Source organism: Klebsiella sp. NPDC088457 (assembly GCF_044900465.1).
In the GTDB taxonomy this organism is placed as follows: Bacteria; Pseudomonadota; Gammaproteobacteria; order Enterobacterales; family Enterobacteriaceae; genus Klebsiella.
Window position 1 is genome coordinate 88278 of sequence record NZ_JBJDNH010000013.1, and the last position, 20995, is coordinate 109272.

The 20995-nt window shown below is 56.6% G+C and carries 22 protein-coding genes and 1 other annotated feature; of the genes, 16 read left to right on the plus strand and 6 right to left on the minus strand.

The genetic code is table 11. The features are described 5' to 3' along the window. Positions 1 to 30: 30 nt before the first annotated feature. Complete coding sequence (gene trpR, locus ACI2JR_RS10625) at positions 31 to 357, plus strand: trp operon repressor (RefSeq protein WP_132729986.1); 327 nt, start codon at positions 31 to 33, stop codon at positions 355 to 357. Here trpR and yjjX read toward each other — a convergent pair. Continuing rightward, the gene (gene yjjX / locus ACI2JR_RS10630) at positions 344 to 859 is read right to left on the minus strand and encodes an inosine/xanthosine triphosphatase (protein ID WP_132729985.1); all 516 of its coding nucleotides are present in this window, start codon (positions 857 to 859) and stop codon (positions 344 to 346) included. The two genes, trpR and yjjX, sit on opposite strands and share 14 nt — an antisense overlap. Positions 860 to 971: 112 nt before the next feature. Here yjjX and gpmB point away from each other — a divergent pair, with 112 nt between their 5' ends. Further along, entirely contained in the window at positions 972 to 1619 is a 648-nt protein-coding gene (gene gpmB / locus ACI2JR_RS10635) for a 2,3-diphosphoglycerate-dependent phosphoglycerate mutase GpmB (RefSeq protein WP_132729984.1), read from the plus strand. On the opposite strand, the gene robA is transcribed toward gpmB, so the two are convergent. Next, on the minus strand, positions 1616 to 2485 hold the full coding sequence (gene robA / locus ACI2JR_RS10640) for an MDR efflux pump AcrAB transcriptional activator RobA (RefSeq protein ID WP_132729983.1): 870 nt from the start codon (positions 2483 to 2485) through the stop codon (positions 1616 to 1618). The two genes, gpmB and robA, sit on opposite strands and share 4 nt — an antisense overlap. Before the next feature lie 209 nt (positions 2486 to 2694). On the opposite strand from robA, the gene creA reads away from it, so the two are divergent. Genes creA through creD form a run of 4 tightly spaced genes read left to right on the plus strand, consistent with a single transcriptional unit; the run spans position 2695 to position 6707 of the window. Further along, a complete protein-coding gene (gene creA, locus ACI2JR_RS10645; RefSeq protein WP_132729982.1) occupies positions 2695 to 3168 on the plus strand; it encodes a protein CreA in 474 nt (157 codons plus the stop codon). Between the two features lie 12 nt (positions 3169 to 3180). Beyond that, positions 3181 to 3870: a two-component system response regulator CreB gene (gene creB, locus ACI2JR_RS10650; protein WP_462478504.1), complete on the plus strand. Its 690-nt coding sequence runs from the start codon at positions 3181 to 3183 to the stop codon at positions 3868 to 3870. Next, positions 3870 to 5294, plus strand: coding sequence for a two-component system sensor histidine kinase CreC (gene creC, locus ACI2JR_RS10655; protein ID WP_462478505.1), 1425 nt, complete (start codon positions 3870 to 3872; stop codon positions 5292 to 5294). The genes creB and creC overlap by 1 nt, the downstream gene beginning before the upstream one ends. 57 nt (positions 5295 to 5351) lie before the next feature. Continuing rightward, the gene (gene creD, locus ACI2JR_RS10660; RefSeq protein ID WP_462478506.1) at positions 5352 to 6707 is read left to right on the plus strand and encodes a cell envelope integrity protein CreD; all 1356 of its coding nucleotides are present in this window, start codon (positions 5352 to 5354) and stop codon (positions 6705 to 6707) included. Positions 6708 to 6760: 53 nt separating this feature from the next. Here the strand turns inward: creD and arcA are convergent, their stop codons facing one another. Further along, positions 6761 to 7477 (minus strand): two-component system response regulator ArcA, encoded by a 717-nt coding sequence (gene arcA, locus ACI2JR_RS10665; RefSeq protein ID WP_002887843.1) that lies wholly within the window; start codon positions 7475 to 7477, stop codon positions 6761 to 6763. Positions 7478 to 7572: 95 nt separating this feature from the next. On the opposite strand from arcA, the gene yjjY reads away from it, so the two are divergent. The 7 genes from yjjY to ACI2JR_RS10700 all read left to right on the plus strand — a co-directional run bounded on the left by yjjY (position 7573) and on the right by ACI2JR_RS10700 (position 14341). After that, the gene (gene yjjY, locus ACI2JR_RS10670) at positions 7573 to 7713 is read left to right on the plus strand and encodes a YjjY family protein (RefSeq protein WP_049268126.1); all 141 of its coding nucleotides are present in this window, start codon (positions 7573 to 7575) and stop codon (positions 7711 to 7713) included. 396 nt (positions 7714 to 8109) lie between these two features. Next, on the plus strand, positions 8110 to 8796 hold the full coding sequence (locus tag ACI2JR_RS10675; RefSeq protein ID WP_462478507.1) for a tRNA/rRNA methyltransferase: 687 nt from the start codon (positions 8110 to 8112) through the stop codon (positions 8794 to 8796). A 212-nt stretch (positions 8797 to 9008) separates the two neighbouring features. Then, the gene (thrL, locus tag ACI2JR_RS10680; protein WP_132730089.1) at positions 9009 to 9077 is read left to right on the plus strand and encodes a thr operon leader peptide; all 69 of its coding nucleotides are present in this window, start codon (positions 9009 to 9011) and stop codon (positions 9075 to 9077) included. After that, positions 9016 to 9133, plus strand: a sequence feature (Thr leader region). (Overlaps the previous gene by 62 nt.) 25 nt (positions 9134 to 9158) lie before the next feature. Then, entirely contained in the window at positions 9159 to 11621 is a 2463-nt protein-coding gene (thrA, locus tag ACI2JR_RS10685) for a bifunctional aspartate kinase/homoserine dehydrogenase I (RefSeq protein ID WP_132729978.1), read from the plus strand. A 1-nt stretch (position 11622) separates the two neighbouring features. Continuing rightward, positions 11623 to 12552, plus strand: coding sequence for a homoserine kinase (gene thrB / locus ACI2JR_RS10690; RefSeq protein WP_462478508.1), 930 nt, complete (start codon positions 11623 to 11625; stop codon positions 12550 to 12552). A 3-nt stretch (positions 12553 to 12555) separates the two neighbouring features. Further along, the gene (gene thrC / locus ACI2JR_RS10695; RefSeq protein ID WP_132729976.1) at positions 12556 to 13842 is read left to right on the plus strand and encodes a threonine synthase; all 1287 of its coding nucleotides are present in this window, start codon (positions 12556 to 12558) and stop codon (positions 13840 to 13842) included. 223 nt (positions 13843 to 14065) lie between these two features. Continuing rightward, positions 14066 to 14341, plus strand: a complete 276-nt coding sequence (locus ACI2JR_RS10700; RefSeq protein WP_132729975.1) for a DUF2502 domain-containing protein — start codon at positions 14066 to 14068, stop codon at positions 14339 to 14341. Positions 14342 to 14380: 39 nt separating this feature from the next. Here the strand turns inward: ACI2JR_RS10700 and yaaA are convergent, their stop codons facing one another. After that, the gene (gene yaaA, locus ACI2JR_RS10705) at positions 14381 to 15154 is read right to left on the minus strand and encodes a peroxide stress protein YaaA (RefSeq protein WP_462478509.1); all 774 of its coding nucleotides are present in this window, start codon (positions 15152 to 15154) and stop codon (positions 14381 to 14383) included. Positions 15155 to 15231: 77 nt separating this feature from the next. Further along, complete coding sequence (locus tag ACI2JR_RS10710) at positions 15232 to 16662, minus strand: alanine/glycine:cation symporter family protein (RefSeq protein ID WP_462478510.1); 1431 nt, start codon at positions 16660 to 16662, stop codon at positions 15232 to 15234. A gap of 203 nt (positions 16663 to 16865) precedes the next feature. On the opposite strand from ACI2JR_RS10710, the gene tal reads away from it, so the two are divergent. The 3 genes from tal (at position 16866) to ACI2JR_RS10725 (ending at position 20061) form a co-directional block, all read left to right on the plus strand. Continuing rightward, a complete protein-coding gene (tal, locus tag ACI2JR_RS10715) occupies positions 16866 to 17819 on the plus strand; it encodes a transaldolase (protein WP_462478511.1) in 954 nt (317 codons plus the stop codon). A 220-nt stretch (positions 17820 to 18039) separates the two neighbouring features. Beyond that, entirely contained in the window at positions 18040 to 18627 is a 588-nt protein-coding gene (gene mog, locus ACI2JR_RS10720; RefSeq protein WP_132729971.1) for a molybdopterin adenylyltransferase, read from the plus strand. Positions 18628 to 18750: 123 nt separating this feature from the next. Beyond that, positions 18751 to 20061 (plus strand): MFS transporter, encoded by a 1311-nt coding sequence (locus tag ACI2JR_RS10725; RefSeq protein WP_462478512.1) that lies wholly within the window; start codon positions 18751 to 18753, stop codon positions 20059 to 20061. 47 nt (positions 20062 to 20108) lie between these two features. On the opposite strand, the gene satP is transcribed toward ACI2JR_RS10725, so the two are convergent. Then, positions 20109 to 20675: an acetate uptake transporter gene (gene satP / locus ACI2JR_RS10730; RefSeq protein WP_132729969.1), complete on the minus strand. Its 567-nt coding sequence runs from the start codon at positions 20673 to 20675 to the stop codon at positions 20109 to 20111. Positions 20676 to 20995 lie beyond the last annotated feature (320 nt).

The following is a 20995-nucleotide window of genomic DNA, read 5'->3' on the forward strand; positions in this document are numbered from 1 at the left end:
CGGTCGCCTGCCTCAACATGGCGGCGTAACATGACCCAACAATCTCCATATTCAGCGGCAGTGGCCGAACAGCGTCATCAGGAATGGCTTCGCTTCGTAGCGTTACTCCAGCAGGCGTACGCCGACGATCTGCATCTGCCATTACTGCAATTAATGCTGACGCCCGATGAGCGCGAAGCGCTGGGCACGCGGGTGCGTATCATTGAAGAGTTATTGCGTGGCGAAATGAGCCAGCGCGAGCTCAAAAATGAGCTCGGCGCCGGGATTGCCACCATTACCCGCGGCTCCAACAGCCTGAAATCGGCCCCGCCCGAGCTGCGACAGTGGCTGGAACAGGCTCTGCTTAACGGTAAATAGGGTTATGGAACGGGCTTAACGCCAGCACCACTGCCTGGTGATAGACGCTGCTGCGGGTGAGTTTACCGGCGGTGAAGACGCCGATAGCGCCTTCTTTGCGGCCAATCTCATCAATACCGGTATGCTGCGACATCACCGGGCCTAATGCCTCACCGGCGCGAACCTGTTCCAGGATCACCGTCGGTAATGGCAACGTCGCCGATCGCGCTTCGCCGCGCTGATGGCGATCTTCAATCACCACCCAGCTGAAGGTGCTGCCGTCGTCGATCCCGGCTTCAATGGCGACCCAGAAATCGGCATTCGGCTGCGCAATACGTGCGTTGCTCACCCTGTTTCGTGCGCCAGCGCGCGTTTCCTCGTTACCAAATGGCTGTTCCGGTACGCCGCTCTCGACGGAGACGGACGCAATATGGCAGGATCCGGCGCCGAAGATCTCGTTAAACGCCTGCAGAATTGCCTGAATTTTGGCGGGATTGGTGGTAGCTGAGACAACATGGTGCATAATCAAACGACTCAGAATACATTAACGTCATCGCAGTATACTCCAAATCGTTTTCGCTGCAGGCACGGCGCCCGCAAGCGAAATTGTGAAGAGCACAGAACGGAAAAAACGCATGTTACAGGTACACCTAGTTCGCCACGGTGAAACGCAGTGGAACGCCGAGCGACGTATTCAGGGCCAGTCCGACAGCCCGCTAACCGCCCACGGCGAACGTCAGGCCTGGCAGGTCGGCGAGCGCGCCAGATCGCTGGGTATTACGCATATTATTGCCAGTGATTTGGGGCGTACGCGCCGGACGGCGGAAATTATCGCGGAAGCCTGCGGCTGCGGCGTTACCCTTGATTCGCGGCTGCGCGAGCTGGATATGGGGGTTCTTGAGAAGCGCCATATCGACTCGCTGAGTGAAGAAGAAGAGGAGTGGCGTCGTCGGCTGGTAAATGGCACCCCGGACGGCCGTATTCCACAAGGCGAGTCGATGCAGGAGCTGAGCGAACGGATGCATGCCGCGCTGGCGTCCTGCCTGGATCTGCCTGCCGGGAGCCGACCGCTGCTGGTGAGCCACGGCATCGCGTTGGGCTGCCTGGTCAGTACGATTCTCGGTCTGCCCGCGCATGCGGAACGCCGCCTGCGTTTGCGTAACTGCTCAATTTCACGGGTGGATTATCAGCAGAGTCTGTGGTTGGCATCGGGCTGGGTCGTGGAAACGGCGGGGGATGTGTCGCATCTTGACGCCCCCGCGTTGGATGAGCTGCAGCGTTAACGACGAATCGGGATCAGGTACTCACAACGCAGTTGAATCGGCGTGTCCTGATCCCGGCTTTCATCCTCCGGGAAGAAGCGTTCAATATCCAGCCCCTTGCGGCGGGTCAGGTTGAGCATTGGCATGCAGGTGCCATACACCGTCAGGATAAACTCCTGCAATCCGGTCCCTGGCCCTTCGTAGGTGAACATCACATACTCTCCGCCTTCCAGAACGATCGGCTGGGAGTTGTGCAGGTGGCCGTTCGCCATCTCCGGCATCAGCGCGGTGGTATAGAAGACCTCCTGCTCGTCGTCTTTTTCAAGGCTCGGACGCGGTTCGTGCAGGCCGTACAGCAGCGGCGGGATTGACGGCGAATTGCCGAGGAAATCACGCCAGAACTGCACGCGCATCTGGGTACGGAAGTCAGAGATCTCTTCGAGCTTGCAGGTGTAGCTCTGGGTCACGCCGATCAGCTGGGTATTGCTTAGCGTGACGAACTCATGCTTCGGCATGGCGAACTCGCCCAGACGCAGCGGAGGACGCATACCATAGGAGCTCCAGTCAGGGGAGCGGCGGTACAGCGCCGGCGTTAAAGAAAACTGTTTCTTAAACGCGCGGGTGAAAGTCTGCTGTGAGTCAAAACGATACTGCAGCGCAATATCAAGAATCGGGCGGGCAGTCAGGCGCAGGGCGACCGCTGATTTTGACAGGCGACGAGCGCGGATATAGGCACCTATGGCATGGCCGGTCACGTCTTTAAACATTCTTTGCAAATGCCACTTGGAATAACCCGCCTTTGCCGCCACATTGTCCAGTGACAGTGGCTGATCCAGGTGACCTTCTAACCAGCTAAGGAGATCGCGAATAATCCCTGCTTGATCCATAAAATGTCCTCATCCTTAAACTCAGGTAGCCTGCTACTAAGGTAGCGGATAATAGCATTTTTTGATGTTTTAGCATTCAGTGTTTTTTTTGCTTATAAATGCGATTTGTCAGTGGCGATGGTGAGGAATTTTGTAAAGCTGTGATCTATAAACATTTTCCACTGAGCAGAACGTCATCACTCCGCTAAATTCTAAAGAATGGTAACAATATGAAATACAAGAAGTTAGTAGCCGGGCTGTTTTTACTGGCCGGTTGTCAGGTCGCCCAGGCGGAACAAATTGGCTCCGTGGATACGGTATTCAAATTTTTTGGCCCGGACCATAAAATCGTCGTGGAAGCTTTTGACGATCCGGATGTGCAGAATGTGACGTGCTACATCAGCCGGGCGAAAACCGGCGGGATTAAGGGTGGCCTCGGGCTGGCGGAAGATACCTCTGATGCGGCCATTTCTTGCCAGCAGGTCGGGCCGATCGAGCTGAGTGATAAGATTAAGAACGGCAAGTCGCAGGGTGAGGTGGTGTTCCAGAAACGCACCTCGCTGGTGTTTAAAAAATTGCAGGTGGTACGCTTTTACGACAGTAAACGTAATGCGCTGATCTACATGAGCTATTCGGATAAAGTCGTCGACGGTTCGCCGAAGAACGCGCTCAGCGCCGTGCCGATCATGCCATGGAATAAATAACAGGGAACGCCGATGCAACAACCGCGGATCTGGTTGGTGGAAGATGAGCAGAGTATTGCTGATACGCTGGTCTATATGCTTCAGCAGGAAGGCTTTATCGTCAGCGTATTCGGGCGCGGGCTACCCGCGCTGGATGCCGCCCGCCAGCAGATCCCGGACCTGGCGATTCTGGATGTCGGTCTGCCGGATATCAGCGGCTTTGAGCTCTGCCGCCAGCTGCTGACGCGCTATCCGGCGTTACCGGTACTGTTCCTGACGGCGCGCAGCGAGGAGGTGGATAAGCTGCTGGGGCTCGAAATCGGCGCCGATGATTATATTGCCAAACCCTTTTCCCCGCGTGAAGTCTGCGCGCGAGTGCGCACCGTGTTACGCCGGTTGCAAAAGTTTTCCGCCCCTTCGCCACGGCTGCAGGTGGGCGAGTTTACCCTCAATGACGCCACCGCTCAGGTGACCTGGTGCGGCCAACCGTTAACGCTGACCCGCTATGAATATCTGCTGCTAAAAACGCTGCTGCACGCCCCTGGCCGCGTTTTTTCCCGCCGGCAGCTGATGGAACGGGTGTGGAGCGATGCGCATGAGAGCTACGACCGTACCGTCGATACCCATATTAAAACCCTGCGCGCCAAACTGCGTGAGGTGAATCCTCATCTTTCGCCGATTAACACCCACCGCGGCATGGGGTATAGCCTGGGAGGCTTCTGATGCGCATCGGCATGCGGCTGCTGCTTGGCTACTTCCTGATTGTCGCCGTTGCGGCGTGGTTCGTCCTGTCGATTTTCGTTCAGGAGGTCAAACCCGGCGTACGCCGCGCAACGGAAGGTACGCTGATTGATACCGCAACGCTGCTGGCCGCGCTGGCGCGTGAAGACTTACTCGCCGCCAATCCGCAGCAGGGGCGTCTGGCCGAGGCCTTTCAGACGCTGCGCCAGCAGCCGATCAACGCCAGTATTGCGGGGATTCGCAAAACCCGGAATGAATACCGCGTCTATCTGACCGACGCGCAGGGGAAAGTCGTTTTTGACTCGACAGGAGAAGCGGTGGGGCAGGACTACTCCCGCTGGAACGATGTCTGGCTGACGCTACGCGGCCAGTACGGCGCCCGCAGCACCCGAACTGACCCGGACGATCCGGACAGCTCAGCGATGTATATCGCCGCCCCGGTGACCGATAACGGTCGTATTATCGGCGTGCTGACCGTCAGTAAACCCAATCAGGCGATGGCTTCGGTGATTAAGCGCAGCGAACGTCGCATTTTGTGGGCCGGCGGGGCGCTGTTAGGGATTGCGCTGCTGATCGGCTCGGCGATGGTCTGGTGGATCAATTTTTCTATCGGCAAGCTGGTGCGCTACGCGGATTCCGTGACGGCCGATCGTCCGCTGCCGCTGCCTGCTGTTGGCAGCAGCGAACTGCGTAAACTGGCGCTGGCGCTCGAAAGCATGCGTATCAAACTGGAAGGTAAGCACGCGATTGAAAACTACGCCCATGCGCTGACGCATGAGCTAAAAAGCCCGCTGGCGGCAATCCGCGGCGCGGCGGAGATCCTGAGGGAAGGGCCGCCTCCGGCGGTTGCTGCACGCTTCACCGACAATATCCTCGCGCAAAATGCGCGCATGCAATCGCTGGTGGAAAAGCTGCTGCAGCAGGCGCGGCTGGAGAATCGTCTGGAGATTACGCCACGGCCGATCGCGGTGGCGCATCTTTTCCAGCGTCTGGCGCAGGAACGTGAGGTCGTGCTGGCGATGAAACATCTGCAACTGCGCTGCCAGGACAGGGCGTTGACCATGGAAGGGGATAGCGAGCTGTTGGCGCAGGCGTTGGGCAACCTGCTCGATAACGCGATCGACTTCACCCCGACGGGAGGCGAGATTGTGATGGCTGCCGAAGCGCGCGACGGGCGTATACAGCTGACGGTCAGCGACAACGGGAGCGGAGTTCCTGACTATGCTCTCGCGCGTATTTTTGAGCGTTTCTACTCCCTGCCGCGCGCGAATGGCCAAAAAAGCAGCGGCCTGGGGCTGGCTTTCGTCCACGAGGTGGCGCGATTGCATCAGGGCGAGATTCGGCTGGCGAATCGCCCGCAGGGGGGCGTGGTGGCCACCCTGCAACTTCACCGTCCCTTCACATAGCTTCAAACTCTCCCCACATAGCCGGACTAAGGTGAGGGCCTCACTAAGGAGAAGGCTATGTTGAAATCACCGTTGTTCTGGAAAATGAGCACCCTGTTGGGGTGCATTCTGTTGCTCTCTGTCCCGCTGATGATGGTCCGCCAGCTGATCGTTGAACGTGCGGATTATCATAACGATGTTGTTGATGCCTTAGAGAAAAGCACCAGCGGTTCGCAAAAGCTGGCGGGGCCGCTGATTGTCATTCCGGTGGTCGAAACCCTGACCCGTGTCGAGGGTAAAACAACGGTGAAATACCAGAATCGCTGGCTGCGCTACTGGTTACCTGAGTCGCTGGCGGTAAAGGGCAGGCAGAACGTGGAGACTCGCCAGATCGGTATTTATGAAGGGCAGCTGTGGCATAACGAGGTACAGTTTAACGCGCAGTTTGACCCGGCGCGGCTGGCGGATCTGCAGAAAGAGAACATAACCCTGGGAAGGCCATTTCTGGTGGTGAGCGTCAGCGATGCGCGCGGAATTGGCTCCATAACCGCTCCGGAAATCGACGGCGTCGCCTTGTCCGTCGAGCCGGGACCTGGGCTAAGCGGCAGCGGCGAGGGGATACATATGCCGATGCCGCCGCTCTCGTTACAGGCAAAGCCGCTGGCGCTGACGTTTGCGCTCAATCTGAGCGGCACCGGCAGCTTCTCGGTGGTTCCGCTCGGGCGTAACAGCGACCTGCAGATGACCAGCAACTGGCCGCATCCGGGATTCCTCGGCGATTTTTTGCCGCAGCATCGTGAAATCAGCGCTTCGGGCTTTAGCGCCAGCTGGCAAAGCAGCTGGTTCGCTAACAACATGGCGCACTATTTCCCCGATGATGAAACCATCGAATGGCAGAGCCTGCCTGCGTTTAATGTCAGCGTTACCACTCCTGCCGACCAATATCAGCTGACCGACCGGGCAACAAAATATGCCATCTTGCTGATCGCGCTGACTTTTATGGCCTTTTTCGTCTTCGAAAGCTTAAGCGCCTGCCGTTTGCATCCGATGCAATATCTGCTGGTCGGTCTGTCGCTGGTGATGTTTTATCTGGTACTGCTGGCGCTCTCCGAGCACCTTGGCTTCACGCCGGCCTGGATTGTCGCCAGTCTGCTCGGCGCCGCTATCAATGGCGTTTACCTGCAGGCGGTGCTGAAAGGGTGGCGCAATAGCCTGCTGTTTGTCTGCTCGCTGCTGGCGCTGGATGGAGTGATGTGGACGCTGCTACGTTCGGAGGATAACGCCCTGCTGCTGGGGAGCGGCGTGTTGATGCTGGCGCTATCGGCGCTGATGTTCCTGACCCGGCGGGTTGACTGGTATACGCTATCCATGGCGAAACCGAAGGAGGATAAATCTGGCGGTGGCGGGAAGGATACGCTACGGATCGGCAAATAAAAAACGGCGCCAGGAGGCGCCGTTTTTACGTGGTGATGGCCGGAAAACGGATGTTATTCCTGCAGGTCGCCACAGAAGCGGTAACCTTCGCCGTGAATGGTGGCGATGATTTCCGGGGTATCCGGAGTGGACTCGAAGTGCTTACGAATGCGACGGATGGTCACGTCTACGGTGCGGTCGTGCGGCTTAAGCTCACGGCCGGTCATTTTCTTCAGCAGTTCAGCACGTGACTGGATTTTGCCCGGGTTTTCGCAGAAGTGCAGCATCGCGCGGAATTCACTGCGCGGCAGCTTGTACTGCTCGCCATTTGGGCTAACCAGCGAACGGCTATTGATATCCAGTTCCCATCCGTTGAACTTATAGCTTTCTACGCTGCGACGTTCTTCGCTCACGGTACCCAGGTTCATGGTACGAGAGAGCAGGTTGCGCGCGCGAATGGTCAGTTCACGAGGGTTAAACGGTTTAGTGATATAGTCATCAGCGCCGATTTCAAGGCCCAGAATCTTATCAACTTCGTTGTCGCGGCCGGTCAGGAACATCAGCGCGACGTCCGCCTGTTCACGCAGTTCACGCGCCAGCAGGAGACCATTTTTACCCGGCAGATTAATATCCATAATCACCAGGTTGATATCATTTTCAGACAGGATCTGATGCATTTCCGCGCCATCGGTCGCTTCGAACACATCATAACCTTCTGCTTCGAAAATACTTTTTAACGTGTTGCGTGTTACCAACTCGTCTTCAACGATAAGAATGTGCGGGGTCTGCATGTTTGCTACCTAAATTGCCAACTAAATCGAAACAGGAAGTACCAAAGTCCCTGACCTGCCTGGTGCATGTCGCAAATTAACATGTCCGGCGTAACATGACTAAAGTACGTAATTGCGTTCTTGATGCACTTTCCATCAACGTCAACAACATCATTAGCTTGGTCGTGGGTACTTTCCCTCTGGACCCGACGGTGTCAAAAACGGCTGTCATCCTAACCATTTTAACAGCAATATAACAGGCTAAGAGAGGCTGAACACCCAATAAAACTACGCTTCGTTGACATATATCAAATTCAATTGTAGCACGTTAACAGTCTTGTGAAATCATTGCATGGTAATGCCATTAATAGTCACAAATCTTACACAGCTCAAGTGGTTGCGCGGGTAAATTAGTAAATATGCTGAATCCAATATCCGTCGGGAGCGTTTGCCTTAAATCTCATTGGCAAACAGATGGATAAAAGCGTTCTGTTAACATACTCCGTGTCGAGGTTTGTTGGAAACAGTTTAGGCTTTTTTATGGGTAATAAACGGCAATTTTAGTGATTTTTGTTGCAATTTTGTAAATTTTCGCCGCGTAAAAATGGACATGCTTCCATTTTCGCCGCGTAAGAACGTAGAAGAGAGTCACAATGCGTGTATCTATTGTATTAGTCGCCCCGGCCAGGGCAGAGAATGTTGGCGCGGCGGCGCGGGCGATGAAAACGATGGGCTTTAGCGACATGCGCATCGTCGATAGCGATGCGCATCTGCAGCCTGCCGCGCGCTGGGTGGCGCATGGTTCCGGCGATATTCTCGATAATATCAGCACTTATCCCACCCTGGAGCAGGCGCTGCACGATGTCGACTTTACCGTCGCGACCACCGCCCGCAGCCGGGCGCGTTTTCATTACTACGCCACGCCGCAGCAGCTGTTGCCGCTGCTGGAAGAAAAAGCGCGCTGGATGAATCATGCCGCGCTGGTGTTTGGCCGCGAGGATTCCGGGCTGAGCAACGAGGAGCTGGCGCTCGCCGATGTCCTGACCGGGGTGCCGATGGTGGCGGACTATCCTTCGCTTAACTTAGGGCAATCGGTGATGGTTTATTGCTACCAGTTGACCTCTTTGCTGCAGCAGACGTCGGCCGCTTCCGCCTGCGCCGATGCAAATCAGCTGCAGGCATTACGCCTGCGCACTCACGATCTGTTGACCCGACTTGGCGTCTCTGCAGACACCAAACTCACCGACTGGGTGCAGCAGCGGATCGGGCTTTTGCAGCAGCGCGACACGGCGATGTTGCACCGATTGCTGCACGATATTGAAAAAAACCTACCAGAGTAAAGTGCTGATATAAGATTTTAGTATGGTTATATCTGCTGATAGCAAGCGCGATACTCCACAAATGCGCAGGAATTGTCAGGCCATTGTGGCGCATTGCCCAGGTGCCTGAGAACAGGCGAAATGTAAAAATTCGTTGACTTAAACCGGCAGATACTTTAACCAATATAGGCACAGGACACAGACAGATAAAAATTACAGAGTACACAACATCCATGAAACGCATCGGCATGATGACAACCATTATCACCATCACCATTACCACAGGTAACGGTGCGGGCTGACGCGTACAGGAAACACAGAAAAAAGCCCGCACCTGAACAGTGCGGGCTTTTTTTTCGACAAAAAATCTAGGGGTAACAACCATGCGCGTGTTGAAGTTCGGCGGTACATCAGTGGCAAATGCAGAACGTTTTCTGCGGGTTGCCGATATTCTGGAGAGCAATGCCAGGCAGGGGCAGGTAGCAACCGTCCTGTCTGCCCCGGCGAAAATCACCAACCATCTGGTCGCGATGATTGAAAAAACCATCGGCGGTCAGGACGCGCTCACCAATATCTCCGACGCCGAACGCATTTTTGCCGAACTGCTGCAGGGCCTCGCCGACGCGCAGCCGGGGTTTCCGCTGGCGCAGCTGAAAGCGTTTGTCGCACAAGAATTTGCCCAGATTAAACATGTCCTGCACGGTATCAGCCTGCTGGGCCAATGCCCTGATAGCGTCAACGCGGCGCTGATTTGCCGCGGCGAAAAGTTATCTATTGCCGTTATGGCAGGTCTGCTGGAAGCGCGCGGCCATAAAGTTAGCGTGATTAACCCCGTCGAAAAACTGCTGGCCGTGGGCCATTACCTTGAATCCACCGTTGATATCGCGGAGTCGACCCGCCGCATTGCCGCCAGCCACATTCCGGCCGATCATATGGTGCTGATGGCCGGGTTTACCGCCGGTAACGAGAAGGGGGAGCTGGTGGTGCTGGGGCGGAATGGCTCCGACTATTCCGCTGCCGTGCTGGCCGCCTGCCTGCGCGCCGACTGTTGTGAAATCTGGACCGATGTTGACGGCGTCTATACCTGCGACCCGCGTCAGGTTCCCGATGCGCGCCTGCTGAAGTCGATGTCTTACCAGGAGGCGATGGAGCTTTCCTACTTCGGCGCCAAAGTGCTGCATCCGCGTACCATTGCCCCTATCGCCCAGTTCCAGATCCCCTGCCTTATCAAAAACACCGGTAATCCGCAGGCGCCCGGCACGCTGATCGGCGCCAGTCTCGAGGAAGACGGTCTGCCGGTCAAAGGCATCTCCAACCTCAATAATATGGCGATGTTCAACGTCTCCGGCCCGGGGATGAAAGGGATGGTCGGTATGGCCGCCCGGGTCTTTGCCACCATGTCCCGCGCCGGGATTTCAGTGGTCCTGATCACCCAGTCCTCTTCGGAATACAGCATCAGCTTCTGCGTACCGCAGAGCGACTGCGCGCGCGCAAAACGGGTGATGGAAGAGGAGTTCTATCTGGAGCTGAAAGAGGGCCAGTTGGAGCCGCTGGCGATCATGGATCGTCTGGCGATCATCTCCGTCGTGGGCGACGGCATGCGCACGCTGCGCGGGATTTCCGCGAAGTTCTTCGCTGCGTTAGCCCGCGCCAATATCAATATTGTGGCGATTGCTCAGGGCTCTTCCGAGCGCTCGATTTCCGTAGTGGTCAGCAACGATGATGCGACCACCGGGGTGCGCGTGACCCACCAGATGCTGTTCAATACCGATCAGGTGATTGAAGTCTTTGTCATCGGCGTGGGCGGCGTGGGCGGCGCGCTGATTGAACAGATCAAGCGCCAGCAGGGCTGGCTGAAAAACAAGCATATCGACCTGCGCGTGTGCGGCGTGGCTAATTCACAGGCCCTGCTGACCAACGTCCACGGCCTGAATCTCGAAAACTGGCGGGCGGAGCTGGCGGAGGCGAAAGAGTCGCTGAACCTCGGGCGGCTGATTCGTCTGGTTAAAGAGTACCACCTGCTGAACCCGGTTATCGTCGACTGTACTTCCAGTCAGGCGGTCGCCGATCAGTACGCCGATTTCCTGCGCGAAGGTTTCCACGTGGTGACGCCGAACAAAAAGGCCAATACCTCGTCGCTGGATTATTATCATCAGCTGCGCCATGCTGCCAGCAGCTCACGGCGTAAATTCCTCTACGACACTAACGTGGGCGCCGGGCTGCCGGTGATTGAAAACCTGCAAAACCTGCTGAACGCCGGGGATGAACTGCTGCATTTCTCCGGGATACTGTCAGGCTCGCTGTCGTTTATCTTCGGTAAGCTGGATGAGGGGATGAATCTCTCCGAGGCGACAACCCTGGCGCGCACAATGGGCTATACCGAACCGGATCCGCGTGACGACCTTTCTGGCGTCGACGTTGCCCGTAAACTATTGATTCTGGCCCGTGAAACCGGCCGCGAGCTGGAGCTGTCGGATATCGTCGTCGAACCGGTATTGCCGGCGGAATTTGACGCCAGCGGCGATGTTGAGAGCTTTATGGCGCGTCTACCCGCGCTGGATAACGAGTTTGCGTCACGCGTTGCCAAAGCGCGTGACGAAGGTAAAGTCTTGCGTTACGTCGGTAATATCGAAGAGGATGGCACCTGTCGGGTGAAAATTGCCGCCGTTGATGGTAACGATCCTCTGTTCAAAGTGAAAAACGGCGAGAACGCCCTGGCCTTTTACAGCCATTATTATCAGCCGCTGCCGCTGGTGCTGCGCGGTTATGGGGCGGGTAACGATGTCACGGCGGCCGGCGTGTTTGCTGACCTGTTGCGCACCCTGTCATGGAAGTTAGGAGTTTAAGATGGTCAAAGTATATGCCCCGGCTTCCAGTGCCAATATGAGCGTCGGGTTCGATGTGCTGGGCGCGGCGGTGACGCCGGTCGATGGCACGCTGCTGGGGGACAACGTCTCGGTAGAGGCGGCAGAAAGCTTCAGCCTGCAAAACGTCGGTCGTTTTGCCGCTAAATTACCTGCCGCGCCGCAGGAGAACATTGTTTATCAGTGCTGGGAGCGTTTTTGCCAGGAAATAGGCAAAAAAGTTCCGGTTTCGATGGTGCTGGAAAAGAACATGCCGATTGGCTCAGGACTCGGCTCCAGCGCCTGTTCGGTCGTTGCCGCGCTGGTAGCGATGAATGAATTCTGCGGTAAGCCGCTGAATGAAATGCGCATGCTGGCGCTGATGGGGGAGATGGAAGGGCGTATCTCCGGCAGCATCCACTATGACAACGTCGCTCCCTGCTATCTGGGCGGGATGCAGCTGATGATTGAAGAGAATGGCATCATCAGCCAGCAGATTCCGGGATTTGACGAGTGGCTATGGGTGCTGGCTTATCCGGGGATCAAAGTGTCGACGGCGGAAGCGCGCGCCATCCTCCCGGCGCAATATCGCCGCCAGGACTGTATCGCTCACGGGCGTCACCTGGCGGGCTTTATTCATGCCTGCTACACCCGCCAGCCGCAGCTGGCGGCGAAATTGATGAAAGATGTGATTGCCGAACCGTACCGCACCAAACTGCTGCCGGGCTTCAGTGAAGCGCGTCAGGCGGCAATGGAGATCGGCGCGCAGGCGTGCGGTATCTCTGGTTCTGGCCCAACGCTGTTTGCGTTGTGCGATAAGCCGGAAACCGCGCAACGCGTCGCGGAGTGGCTGGGCACGCACTATCTGCAAAATCAGGAAGGCTTCGTTCATATTTGCCGGCTGGATACGGCGGGCGCACGAGTAGTGGGATAACCAATGAAACTCTATAACTTAAAAGATCATAACGAACAGGTCAGCTTCGCGCAGGCCGTGACGCAGGGGCTGGGCAAGCAGCAAGGGCTGTTCTTTCCGCACGATCTGCCGGAATTTAGCCTGACTGAAATCGACGACATGCTGGAGATGGATTTGGCCTCCCGCAGCGCCACAATTCTGTCGGCCTTTATTGGCGACGAGATCCCGCAGGAGATCCTCAAACAGCGCATCGCCGCCGCTTTCACCTTCCCGGCTCCGGTCAGTAAGGTGCAGGATGACGTCGGCTGTCTGGAGCTGTTCCACGGCCCGACGCTGGCGTTTAAAGATTTCGGCGGCCGCTTTATGGCGCAGATGCTGACCCATATCGCCGGCGACAAACCGGTGACGATTCTGACGGCAACCTCAGGTGATACCGGCGCGGCGGTCGCGCACGCGTTTTACGGTCTGCCAAATGTGAAAGTCGTTATCCTCTATCCGCGCGGCAAGATCAGCCCGCTGCAGGAAAAACTGTTCTGTACCCTGGGCGGCAACATTGAAACCGTGGCGATTGATGGCGACTTCGATGCCTGTCAGGCGCTGGTAAAACAGGCCTTTGACGATGAAGAGTTGAAGGTCGCTCTGGGTCTGAATTCGGCGAACTCCATTAACATCAGCCGCCTGCTGGCGCAAATTTGCTACTACTTTGAAGCGGTGGCGCAGCTGCCGCAGGAAGCGCGTAACCAGCTGGTGATTTCCGTGCCGAGCGGTAACTTCGGCGATCTGACCGCGGGTCTGCTGGCGAAGTCTTTAGGCCTGCCGATTAAACGCTTTATTGCCGCCACCAACGCCAATGATACCGTGCCGCGTTTCCTGCAGGACGGCAACTGGGCGCCGAAAGCGACCCAGGCGACGCTGTCTAACGCGATGGACGTCAGCCAGCCGAACAACTGGCCGCGCGTGGAAGAGCTGTTCCGTCGCAAAGTCTGGCGTCTGAACGAGCTGGGCTATGCGGCGGTGGACGATGAAACCACCAAACAGGCGATGCGTGAGCTGAAAGCCATTGGCTACACCTCTGAGCCGCACGCAGCCATCGCCTGGCGCGCGCTGCGCGACCAGCTGCAGCCGGGTGAATATGGTCTGTTCCTCGGCACCGCGCATCCGGCGAAGTTCAAGGAGAGCGTTGAAGAGATCCTCCAGGAGACGCTGCCGCTGCCGAAAGAGCTGGCCGATCGCGCTGACCTGCCGCTGCTGTCGCATAATCTGCCGGCGGATTTCGCCGCGCTGCGTCAGCTGATGATGGGCAAAGCGTAACCGCGCTTATCCCTGCGCGTATTTATCCAGCCGGACCTGAGCGTCCGGCTTTTTTAGCGGCAAAAAAGGAGAAATTATGCAGAAATCAGGCAGGGAAAATGGATGAATTACCAATAAATGCCGGACGTCAGAGATTAGGATTGCGGAGAATAACCAGCGGTGTTGTGGCGGGGTAATCTTTTGTTATCGGCCCGAACGGGGACTGTTAATTAAGGGGAAACCTATGTCAAAGCTGAAATCTGTGATCCTTGCGCTTTCGATGTCGCTGGTGGCTCCTGCGGTGGTACATGCAGCGGAAATTACGCTGGTTCCGGCGGTTAAACTGCAAATTGGCGATCGTGACAGCCACGGCAACTACTGGGATGGCGGCCACTGGCGCGATCATGCATGGTGGGGACGTCATTACGAGTGGCGCGATAACCGCTGGCGCCCGCATGATGAGCATCGCCATGACCACCATCGCGGCCGCGGAGCGGATCGCGACTGGCACCATCGCTAAACCGATTCCCCCGGCCGCCGGCAGCGGCCGGGGAGCCCGCTAGCGCTCGTGGCGTTTAAAGACCATTTCACCGTTACCGGAGGCTTCTGAATCAAAGAAATAGCCTTCGCTGTCGAAGCCGGCAAGCTGTTCCGGCTGGGTTAGACGCTTCTCAATGATATAGCGGCTCATTAAACCGCGCGCCTTCTTGGCGTAGAAGCTAATGACCTTAAACTTACCGTTTTTCTCATCGAGGAACACCGGCTTAATGATTTGCCCCTGCAGCCGTTTGGTTTTCACCGAACGGAAGTATTCGTCGGAGGCGAGATTAATGACGATATCGTCGCCCTGGGCTTTCAGCGCCTGGTTTAGCGTGTCGGTAATCACGTCGCCCCAGAACTGGTAAAGATCTTTCCCGTTGGGGTTTTCCAGCTTAATGCCCATTTCCAGACGATAAGGCTGCATCAGATCCAGCGGGCGCAGCACACCATAGAGGCCGGAAAGCATGCGCAGATGCTGCTGGGCGAAATCAAAATCGGCTTCGCTGAGGGTTTCCGCCTGCAGTCCGGTATATACGTCGCCTTTAAAGGCCAGAATCGCCTGGCGAGCGTTTTGCGGGGTAAAGTCCGGGTGCCAGTCGTGAAAGCGGGTGGCGTTCAGATCCGCCAGTTTATCGCTGATGCTCATCAGCTTAGCGATCTGCGGCGCAGAGAGCTGGCGCGCGACGCCGATCAGCTGTTGCGAATACTCCAGCAGCTCAGGCTGAGTGTAACGTGTGGTCGCCAGCGGGCTTTGGTAGTCGAGCGTTTTGGCAGGTGAAATCAGAATCAACATATCCAGTCCTTGCAGGAGATTTTCCGTGACTTTAACAAAAAAAGGCCATGGTGGGATCGATAGCTGCGATTGCCGCGCTATTCGCGCGGCAGATCATCCCAGCTTCCCGGCGCCAGCTGCTGACGGATCTCCGGATAGCGCGTGGCGTCAAAGGTCGGCTGGACGCCGCGTCGCCGCTGGCTGAGATAATCGCCCGCCAGCAGCCGCACCGTCGGCGATAGCAGCAGGATCGCCGTCAGGTTGGTGATGGCCATCAGCGCCATAATGGTGTCCGCCAGCTGCCAGACGACCGGTAAACCGATCCGCGTCCCCATCAGTACCATCAGGATCGTCAGGATCCGCAGTCCCCAGATATGGCGAGGGCGATTAAGACGCAGGAATATCAGGTTATTTTCTGCGTAGATGTAGTTTGCGACGATAGAACTAAAGGCGAAGAGCAGCACGATGAAGGCGACGAAGCCGGCTCCCCAGCCGCCGATTAGCCCGCTCATGGCCTGCTGCAGAGCCTGGATACCATTGGCGGAATCTTCCGTGGCTCCGCGCGGGGCGAGCATGATAATCACCGCACTGGCGGTACAGATGACAATCGTATCAATAAATACGCCAATCATCTGCACAATTCCCTGCGCCGCCGGATGAGGTGGCCAGGAGGCCGCCGCCGCCGCTGCGTTAGGCGTCGAACCCATTCCCGCTTCGTTTGAGAACATGCCGCGTTGAAAACCGCTGGTTAATGCCTGACTGATGGTATAGCCCACCGCGCCGGCAGCGGCTTCCTGCCAGCCGAACGCACAGCGAAAAATGGTTTCGAAAATAGCCGGTAGCGCCGTGATATGCCAGAGGCCAATGAGCAGACTGGTGGCCACCCACAGCAGCGCCATGAGCGGCACGATCCACTGCATTAAGCGCGCCACGCCCCGCAGGCCGCGCACGATCGTCAGCAGGGTTATCGCTGCCAGGAAGCCACCGGTGATAAGAACGGGAAAATCAAAAGCATAGGCCATTGCATTCGCCACTGAATTGGCCTGAACCGTGTTAAAAATAACCCCGTAGGCCAGCAGCAGGAGAATCGAAAATATCACCCCCATCCAGCGCATTCCTAAGCCTCGGGACATGTACCAGGCTGGGCCACCGCGAAATTGCCCCTGCTCATCGCGCTCTTTATACAGCTGGGCAAGGGAACATTCGGCAAAACTGCTGGCCATGCCGAGCAGCGCCGAGACCCACATCCAGAAGACGGCCCCGGGCCCGCCTGCGGCGATGGCCAGCGCAACGCCGGCAAGGTTGCCGCTACCGACCCGCGCGGCCAGGCTGGTACACAGGGCCTGAAAGGACGTTAACCCGTGGGGCTGGGGCAGGAGGCTTTTTTTTAGACTTTTCCCAAACTGGCGAACATAACGAAACTGAATGAATTTCGTTCGCCAGGTAAACCAGACGCCAGCGCCCAGTAACAGATAAATCATTACCGAGCCCCAGAGTATTTCATTGATAAAAGAGAAAAAATCAGGCATTAAACATCCTCTTGTCCATGCCGGTACGCTACTGTAAGCGTTACCAATTCAGTGACAATCCCTTAACATTCAGAGAATTAATTCATCCAGTTTATCACACTCTGCGCTCTTGCATGGTCCGCAGTTGCGCTGAAGATGCAGCGTGTTATCATCTTGGCAGACCGGTTACATCCCCTTAACTGCTGTTTAAGAGAAACACTATCATGACGGATAAATTGACTTCTCTGCGTCAGTACACCACTGTCGTAGCTGATACCGGAGATATTGCGGCAATGAAGCTGTATCAGCCTCAGGATGCCACGACGAACCCTTCTTTGATTCTTGGCGCGGCTCAGATTCCTGAGTACCGTAAGCTGATTGATGACGCTGTTGTGTGGGCCCGCGGCCAGAGCAGCGATCGCGCGCAGCAGATTATCGATGCTTCCGATAAACTGGCGGTGAACATTGGTCTCGAAATCCTCAAGCTGATTCCAGGCCGTATTTCAACCGAAGTTGATGCGCGTCTCTCCTATGACACTCAGGCTTCCATCGCTAAAGCGAAACGCATCATCAAGCTGTACAACGATGCCGGCATCGGTAACGATCGCATTCTGATTAAACTGGCTTCTACCTGGCAGGGCATTTGCGCCGCCGAGCAGCTGGAAAAAGAAGGCATCAACTGTAACCTGACTCTGCTGTTCTCCTTCGCTCAGGCTCGCGCTTGTGCGGAAGCGGGCGTATTCCTGATCTCGCCGTTCGTTGGCCGTATCCTCGACTGGTACAAAGCGAACACCGACAAGAAAGAGTACGCGCCGGCTGAAGATCCGGGCGTGGTTTCGGTGAGTGAAATCTATGAGTACTACAAGCAGCACGGTTACGAAACTGTCGTCATGGGCGCGAGCTTCCGTAACGTCGGCGAAATCCTCGAACTGGCCGGCTGTGACCGTCTGACCATCGCCCCGGCTCTGCTGAAAGAGCTGGCAGAAAGCGAAGGCGCTATCGAGCGTAAACTGGCGTTCAGCGGCGAAGTGAAAGCGCGCCCGGAACGTATCACCGAATCCCAGTTCCTGTGGCAGCACAACCAGGATCCGATGGCGGTAGACAAACTGGCGGAAGGTATCCGTAAGTTTGCGATCGACCAGGAAAAACTGGAAAAAATGATCGGCGATCTGCTGTAATCCCCCATGTGGCCGACGTTCGTCGGCCACATTAAACTGTCTGTCACGCTCCCCTCAGTGTATCATTCTGTTTATACTCGTCGTCTTTCAGGTTGCTGATGCGTTGGCTTTGCCCACTCGCCCGGTGATTGCATGATCAATGCTAGCTGGCCCTGGGTTCGCTGCCTTTTTGCACCTTAAAGCTCATAACGTCCCATGACACTGTTTGAACGGAATAACGATGAATACCTTACGAATCGGCTTAGTTTCCATTTCCGATCGCGCCTCCAGCGGCGTCTATCAGGATAAAGGCATCCCGGCGCTCGAAGAGTGGCTGGCGCGTGCGCTGACCACGCCTTTCGAGCTCCAGACCCGCTTAATCCCTGACGAACAGGTGATTATCGAGCAAACGCTGTGTGAGCTGGTTGACGAGATGGGCTGCCATCTGGTGTTAACCACCGGCGGTACCGGCCCCGCGCGGCGTGACGTCACGCCCGATGCGACGCTGGCCGTCGCCGATCGCATGATGCCGGGCTTCGGTGAGCAAATGCGCCAGGTTAGCCTACACTTCGTCCCGACGGCTATCCTTTCTCGTCAGGTTGGCGTGATCCGCAAACAGGCGCTGATTTTGAATTTGCCGGGTCAACCGAAAGCGATTCAGGAAACCCTTGAGGGGGTGAAAGACGCTGAGGGTCAGGTACTGGTGCAGGGGGTTTTTGCCAGTGTACCCTATTGTATACAGTTGCTTGAGGGCCCCTATGTCGAGACTGCAGCGGATGTCGTAGCAGCTTTTCGCCCAAAAAGCGCAAGGCGTGAAACTTTATCCTGAATTTGATCCATTCCTGATATAACCTGCATCGCTGGTGGTGTGCCGTTTTATTTACGATATAGTGTTTTTTATTTTACACCGTCGGTAAAACACCCTATACACCTCTGGATAAAGCGCTTTGTTATGTCACAAGATACCCGACCTCTGAATCGACAAGACTATAAAACTCTGACGCTGGCTGCCCTTGGCGGGGCGCTGGAGTTTTATGATTTCATTATCTTCGTTTTCTTTGCCGCCGTTGTCGGGGAGCTGTTCTTTCCGACGGATATCCCGGAATGGCTGCGTCAGGTGCAGACCTTCGGCGTCTTTGCCGCTGGCTACCTGGCGCGTCCTCTTGGCGGCATTATCATGGCCCACTTCGGCGATCTGGTCGGGCGCAAGAAAATGTTTACCCTGAGCATTTTGCTGATGGCGCTGCCGACGCTGGCGATGGGTCTGCTGCCGACCTATGAGTCGATGGGGATCGTGGCGCCGCTGCTGCTGCTGCTGATGCGCATTCTGCAGGGTGCGGCTATCGGCGGTGAAGTACCCGGCGCGTGGGTGTTTGTGGCCGAGCACGTACCGGAAAAGCGCATCGGTATTGCCTGCGGCACCCTCACTGCCGGCCTGACGGTCGGTATACTGCTCGGTTCGGTGGTCGCGACGCTGATTAATACCAGCCTGACGCCGCAGGGGATCCATGACGGCGGCTGGCGCATTCCCTTCCTGTTAGGCGGCGTGTTTGGCCTGGTCGCCATGTATTTGCGTCGTTGGCTGCAGGAAACGCCGATATTCCTCGAAATGCAGCGGCGTAAAGCCCTGGCGCAGGAGCTGCCGGTTAAATCCGTGGTGCTGAAGCATCAGAAAGCGGTGGTGGTCTCTATGCTGCTGACCTGGCTCCTGTCCGCCGGCATCGTGGTGGTGATTCTGATGTCGCCGGTCTGGCTACAAAAGCACTACGGTTTTGCTCCGGCAGTCACCCTGCAGGCCAACAGCATTGCCACAATAATGCTGTGCATCGGCTGTTTGCTGGCGGGGCTGGCGGCGGATCGGTTTGGCGCCAGCCGGACTTTGATCGTCGGGAGCCTGTTGCTGGCGCTCTCCAGCTGGGCGTTTTATCACCTTGCGGGCAGCAGTCCGCAGCAGCTGTTCTTGCTGTATGGCACGGTGGGATTATGCGTCGGCGTGGTGGGAGCGGTGCCTTATGTGATGGTGCGCGCCTTCCCGGCGGCGGTGCGCTTTACCGGAATTTCGTTCTCCTATAACGTCTCTTACGCCATCTTTGGTGGCCTGACGCCGATTGCCGTCACGATGTTAATGGGCGTTTCGCCAATGGCTCCCGCCTGGTATGTACTGGCGCTTTCGCTGATGGGATTAGGATTGGGAATCTGGCTGCGCCAGGGAATGCATCGCGAAGCTACCGCTGAGACGGGGGAGTTACAGCGCCTGCCGTAACGTTCCGCGGGCAACCCCCTCGCTCCGTCGGGGCGAGGGGGTGTTTATCACAGTGGCGCGCCGATTGGCAGCACCGTACGGCCAAACTGCTCGTTCAGGACTTCAGCCATCGCCAGGTAAATGGCGCTACCGCCGCAGACCAGGCCAAGGTAGCCCGCAATTTTGACGATACCTTCGTTATCCGCCAGATGACCGATTGCCAGCAGCGCAAACAGGACGGTCAGGCTCAGGAAGACGAATTGCAGCACCCGTGCGGCTTTCAGGGTGCCGAAGAACATAAACAGCGTGAAGACTCCCCATAGTCCGAGATACATGCCCAGGAAGTGCGCATTTGGCGCTTCTGCCAGGCCCATTTTCGGCATCAGAAGAATCGCGACCAACGTCAGCCAGAAGGCGCCGTAGGAGGTAAAAGCGGTTAAACCAAAGGTGTTGCCTTTTTTAAATTCCAGCAGGCCGGCGAAAATCTGCGCAATGCCGCCGTAAAAAATGCCCATCGCCAGGATAGCTACATCAAACGCGAACAGGCCGCTATTCGCCAGGTTAAGCAGAACAGTGGTCATGCCGAAGCCCATAAGGCCCAGCGGTGCCGGATTAGCCAACTTAGTGTTGCCCATAATTCCTCAGAATAATGATTAGAAAGGGAAGCATTACCCCGCCATACGGTGGCGGGGCGCGGCATAATAATGAGGCCCCGGATAACTGTCTATGATCTGGCGGGGTATTTTTCGCCAATTTACGCAGCGAGCGCGTAATGCCGCTCATGGTTGATCGACGGGCAGAGGAGCGGGGCGTCGGGTGGCATGATGCTGAACAATGAACGCCGCTTTCCTGCCCGCTCCTGGCGTGGATATTCCCGCCCCCGTCCCGTCGGCGGCAATATAAAGATAAAAATTTTTTTGCCTCCCCCCTTGATGAAGCGGTGGGCGACCCCATC

Coding starts and splice junctions, on each gene's coding strand:
- ACI2JR_RS10710 (WP_462478510.1), bottom strand. CDS start 16,662: ATGCCTGATTTTTTCTCTTTTATCAATGAAATACTCTGGGGCTCGGTA.
- creD (WP_462478506.1), top strand. CDS start 5,352: ATGTTGAAATCACCGTTGTTCTGGAAAATGAGCACCCTGTTGGGGTGC.
- ACI2JR_RS10675 (WP_462478507.1), top strand. CDS start 8,110: ATGCGTGTATCTATTGTATTAGTCGCCCCGGCCAGGGCAGAGAATGTT.
- yjjX (WP_132729985.1), bottom strand. CDS start 859: ATGCACCATGTTGTCTCAGCTACCACCAATCCCGCCAAAATTCAGGCA.
- ACI2JR_RS10725 (WP_462478512.1), top strand. CDS start 18,751: ATGTCACAAGATACCCGACCTCTGAATCGACAAGACTATAAAACTCTG.
- ACI2JR_RS10700 (WP_132729975.1), top strand. CDS start 14,066: ATGTCAAAGCTGAAATCTGTGATCCTTGCGCTTTCGATGTCGCTGGTG.
- tal (WP_462478511.1), top strand. CDS start 16,866: ATGACGGATAAATTGACTTCTCTGCGTCAGTACACCACTGTCGTAGCT.
- yjjY (WP_049268126.1), top strand. CDS start 7,573: ATGACTAAAGTACGTAATTGCGTTCTTGATGCACTTTCCATCAACGTC.
- thrA (WP_132729978.1), top strand. CDS start 9,159: ATGCGCGTGTTGAAGTTCGGCGGTACATCAGTGGCAAATGCAGAACGT.
- creA (WP_132729982.1), top strand. CDS start 2,695: ATGAAATACAAGAAGTTAGTAGCCGGGCTGTTTTTACTGGCCGGTTGT.
- thrB (WP_462478508.1), top strand. CDS start 11,623: ATGGTCAAAGTATATGCCCCGGCTTCCAGTGCCAATATGAGCGTCGGG.
- thrC (WP_132729976.1), top strand. CDS start 12,556: ATGAAACTCTATAACTTAAAAGATCATAACGAACAGGTCAGCTTCGCG.
- robA (WP_132729983.1), bottom strand. CDS start 2,485: ATGGATCAAGCAGGGATTATTCGCGATCTCCTTAGCTGGTTAGAAGGT.
- trpR (WP_132729986.1), top strand. CDS start 31: ATGACCCAACAATCTCCATATTCAGCGGCAGTGGCCGAACAGCGTCAT.
- satP (WP_132729969.1), bottom strand. CDS start 20,675: ATGGGCAACACTAAGTTGGCTAATCCGGCACCGCTGGGCCTTATGGGC.
- creB (WP_462478504.1), top strand. CDS start 3,181: ATGCAACAACCGCGGATCTGGTTGGTGGAAGATGAGCAGAGTATTGCT.
- creC (WP_462478505.1), top strand. CDS start 3,870: ATGCGCATCGGCATGCGGCTGCTGCTTGGCTACTTCCTGATTGTCGCC.
- mog (WP_132729971.1), top strand. CDS start 18,040: ATGAATACCTTACGAATCGGCTTAGTTTCCATTTCCGATCGCGCCTCC.
- gpmB (WP_132729984.1), top strand. CDS start 972: ATGTTACAGGTACACCTAGTTCGCCACGGTGAAACGCAGTGGAACGCC.
- arcA (WP_002887843.1), bottom strand. CDS start 7,477: ATGCAGACCCCGCACATTCTTATCGTTGAAGACGAGTTGGTAACACGC.
- yaaA (WP_462478509.1), bottom strand. CDS start 15,154: ATGTTGATTCTGATTTCACCTGCCAAAACGCTCGACTACCAAAGCCCG.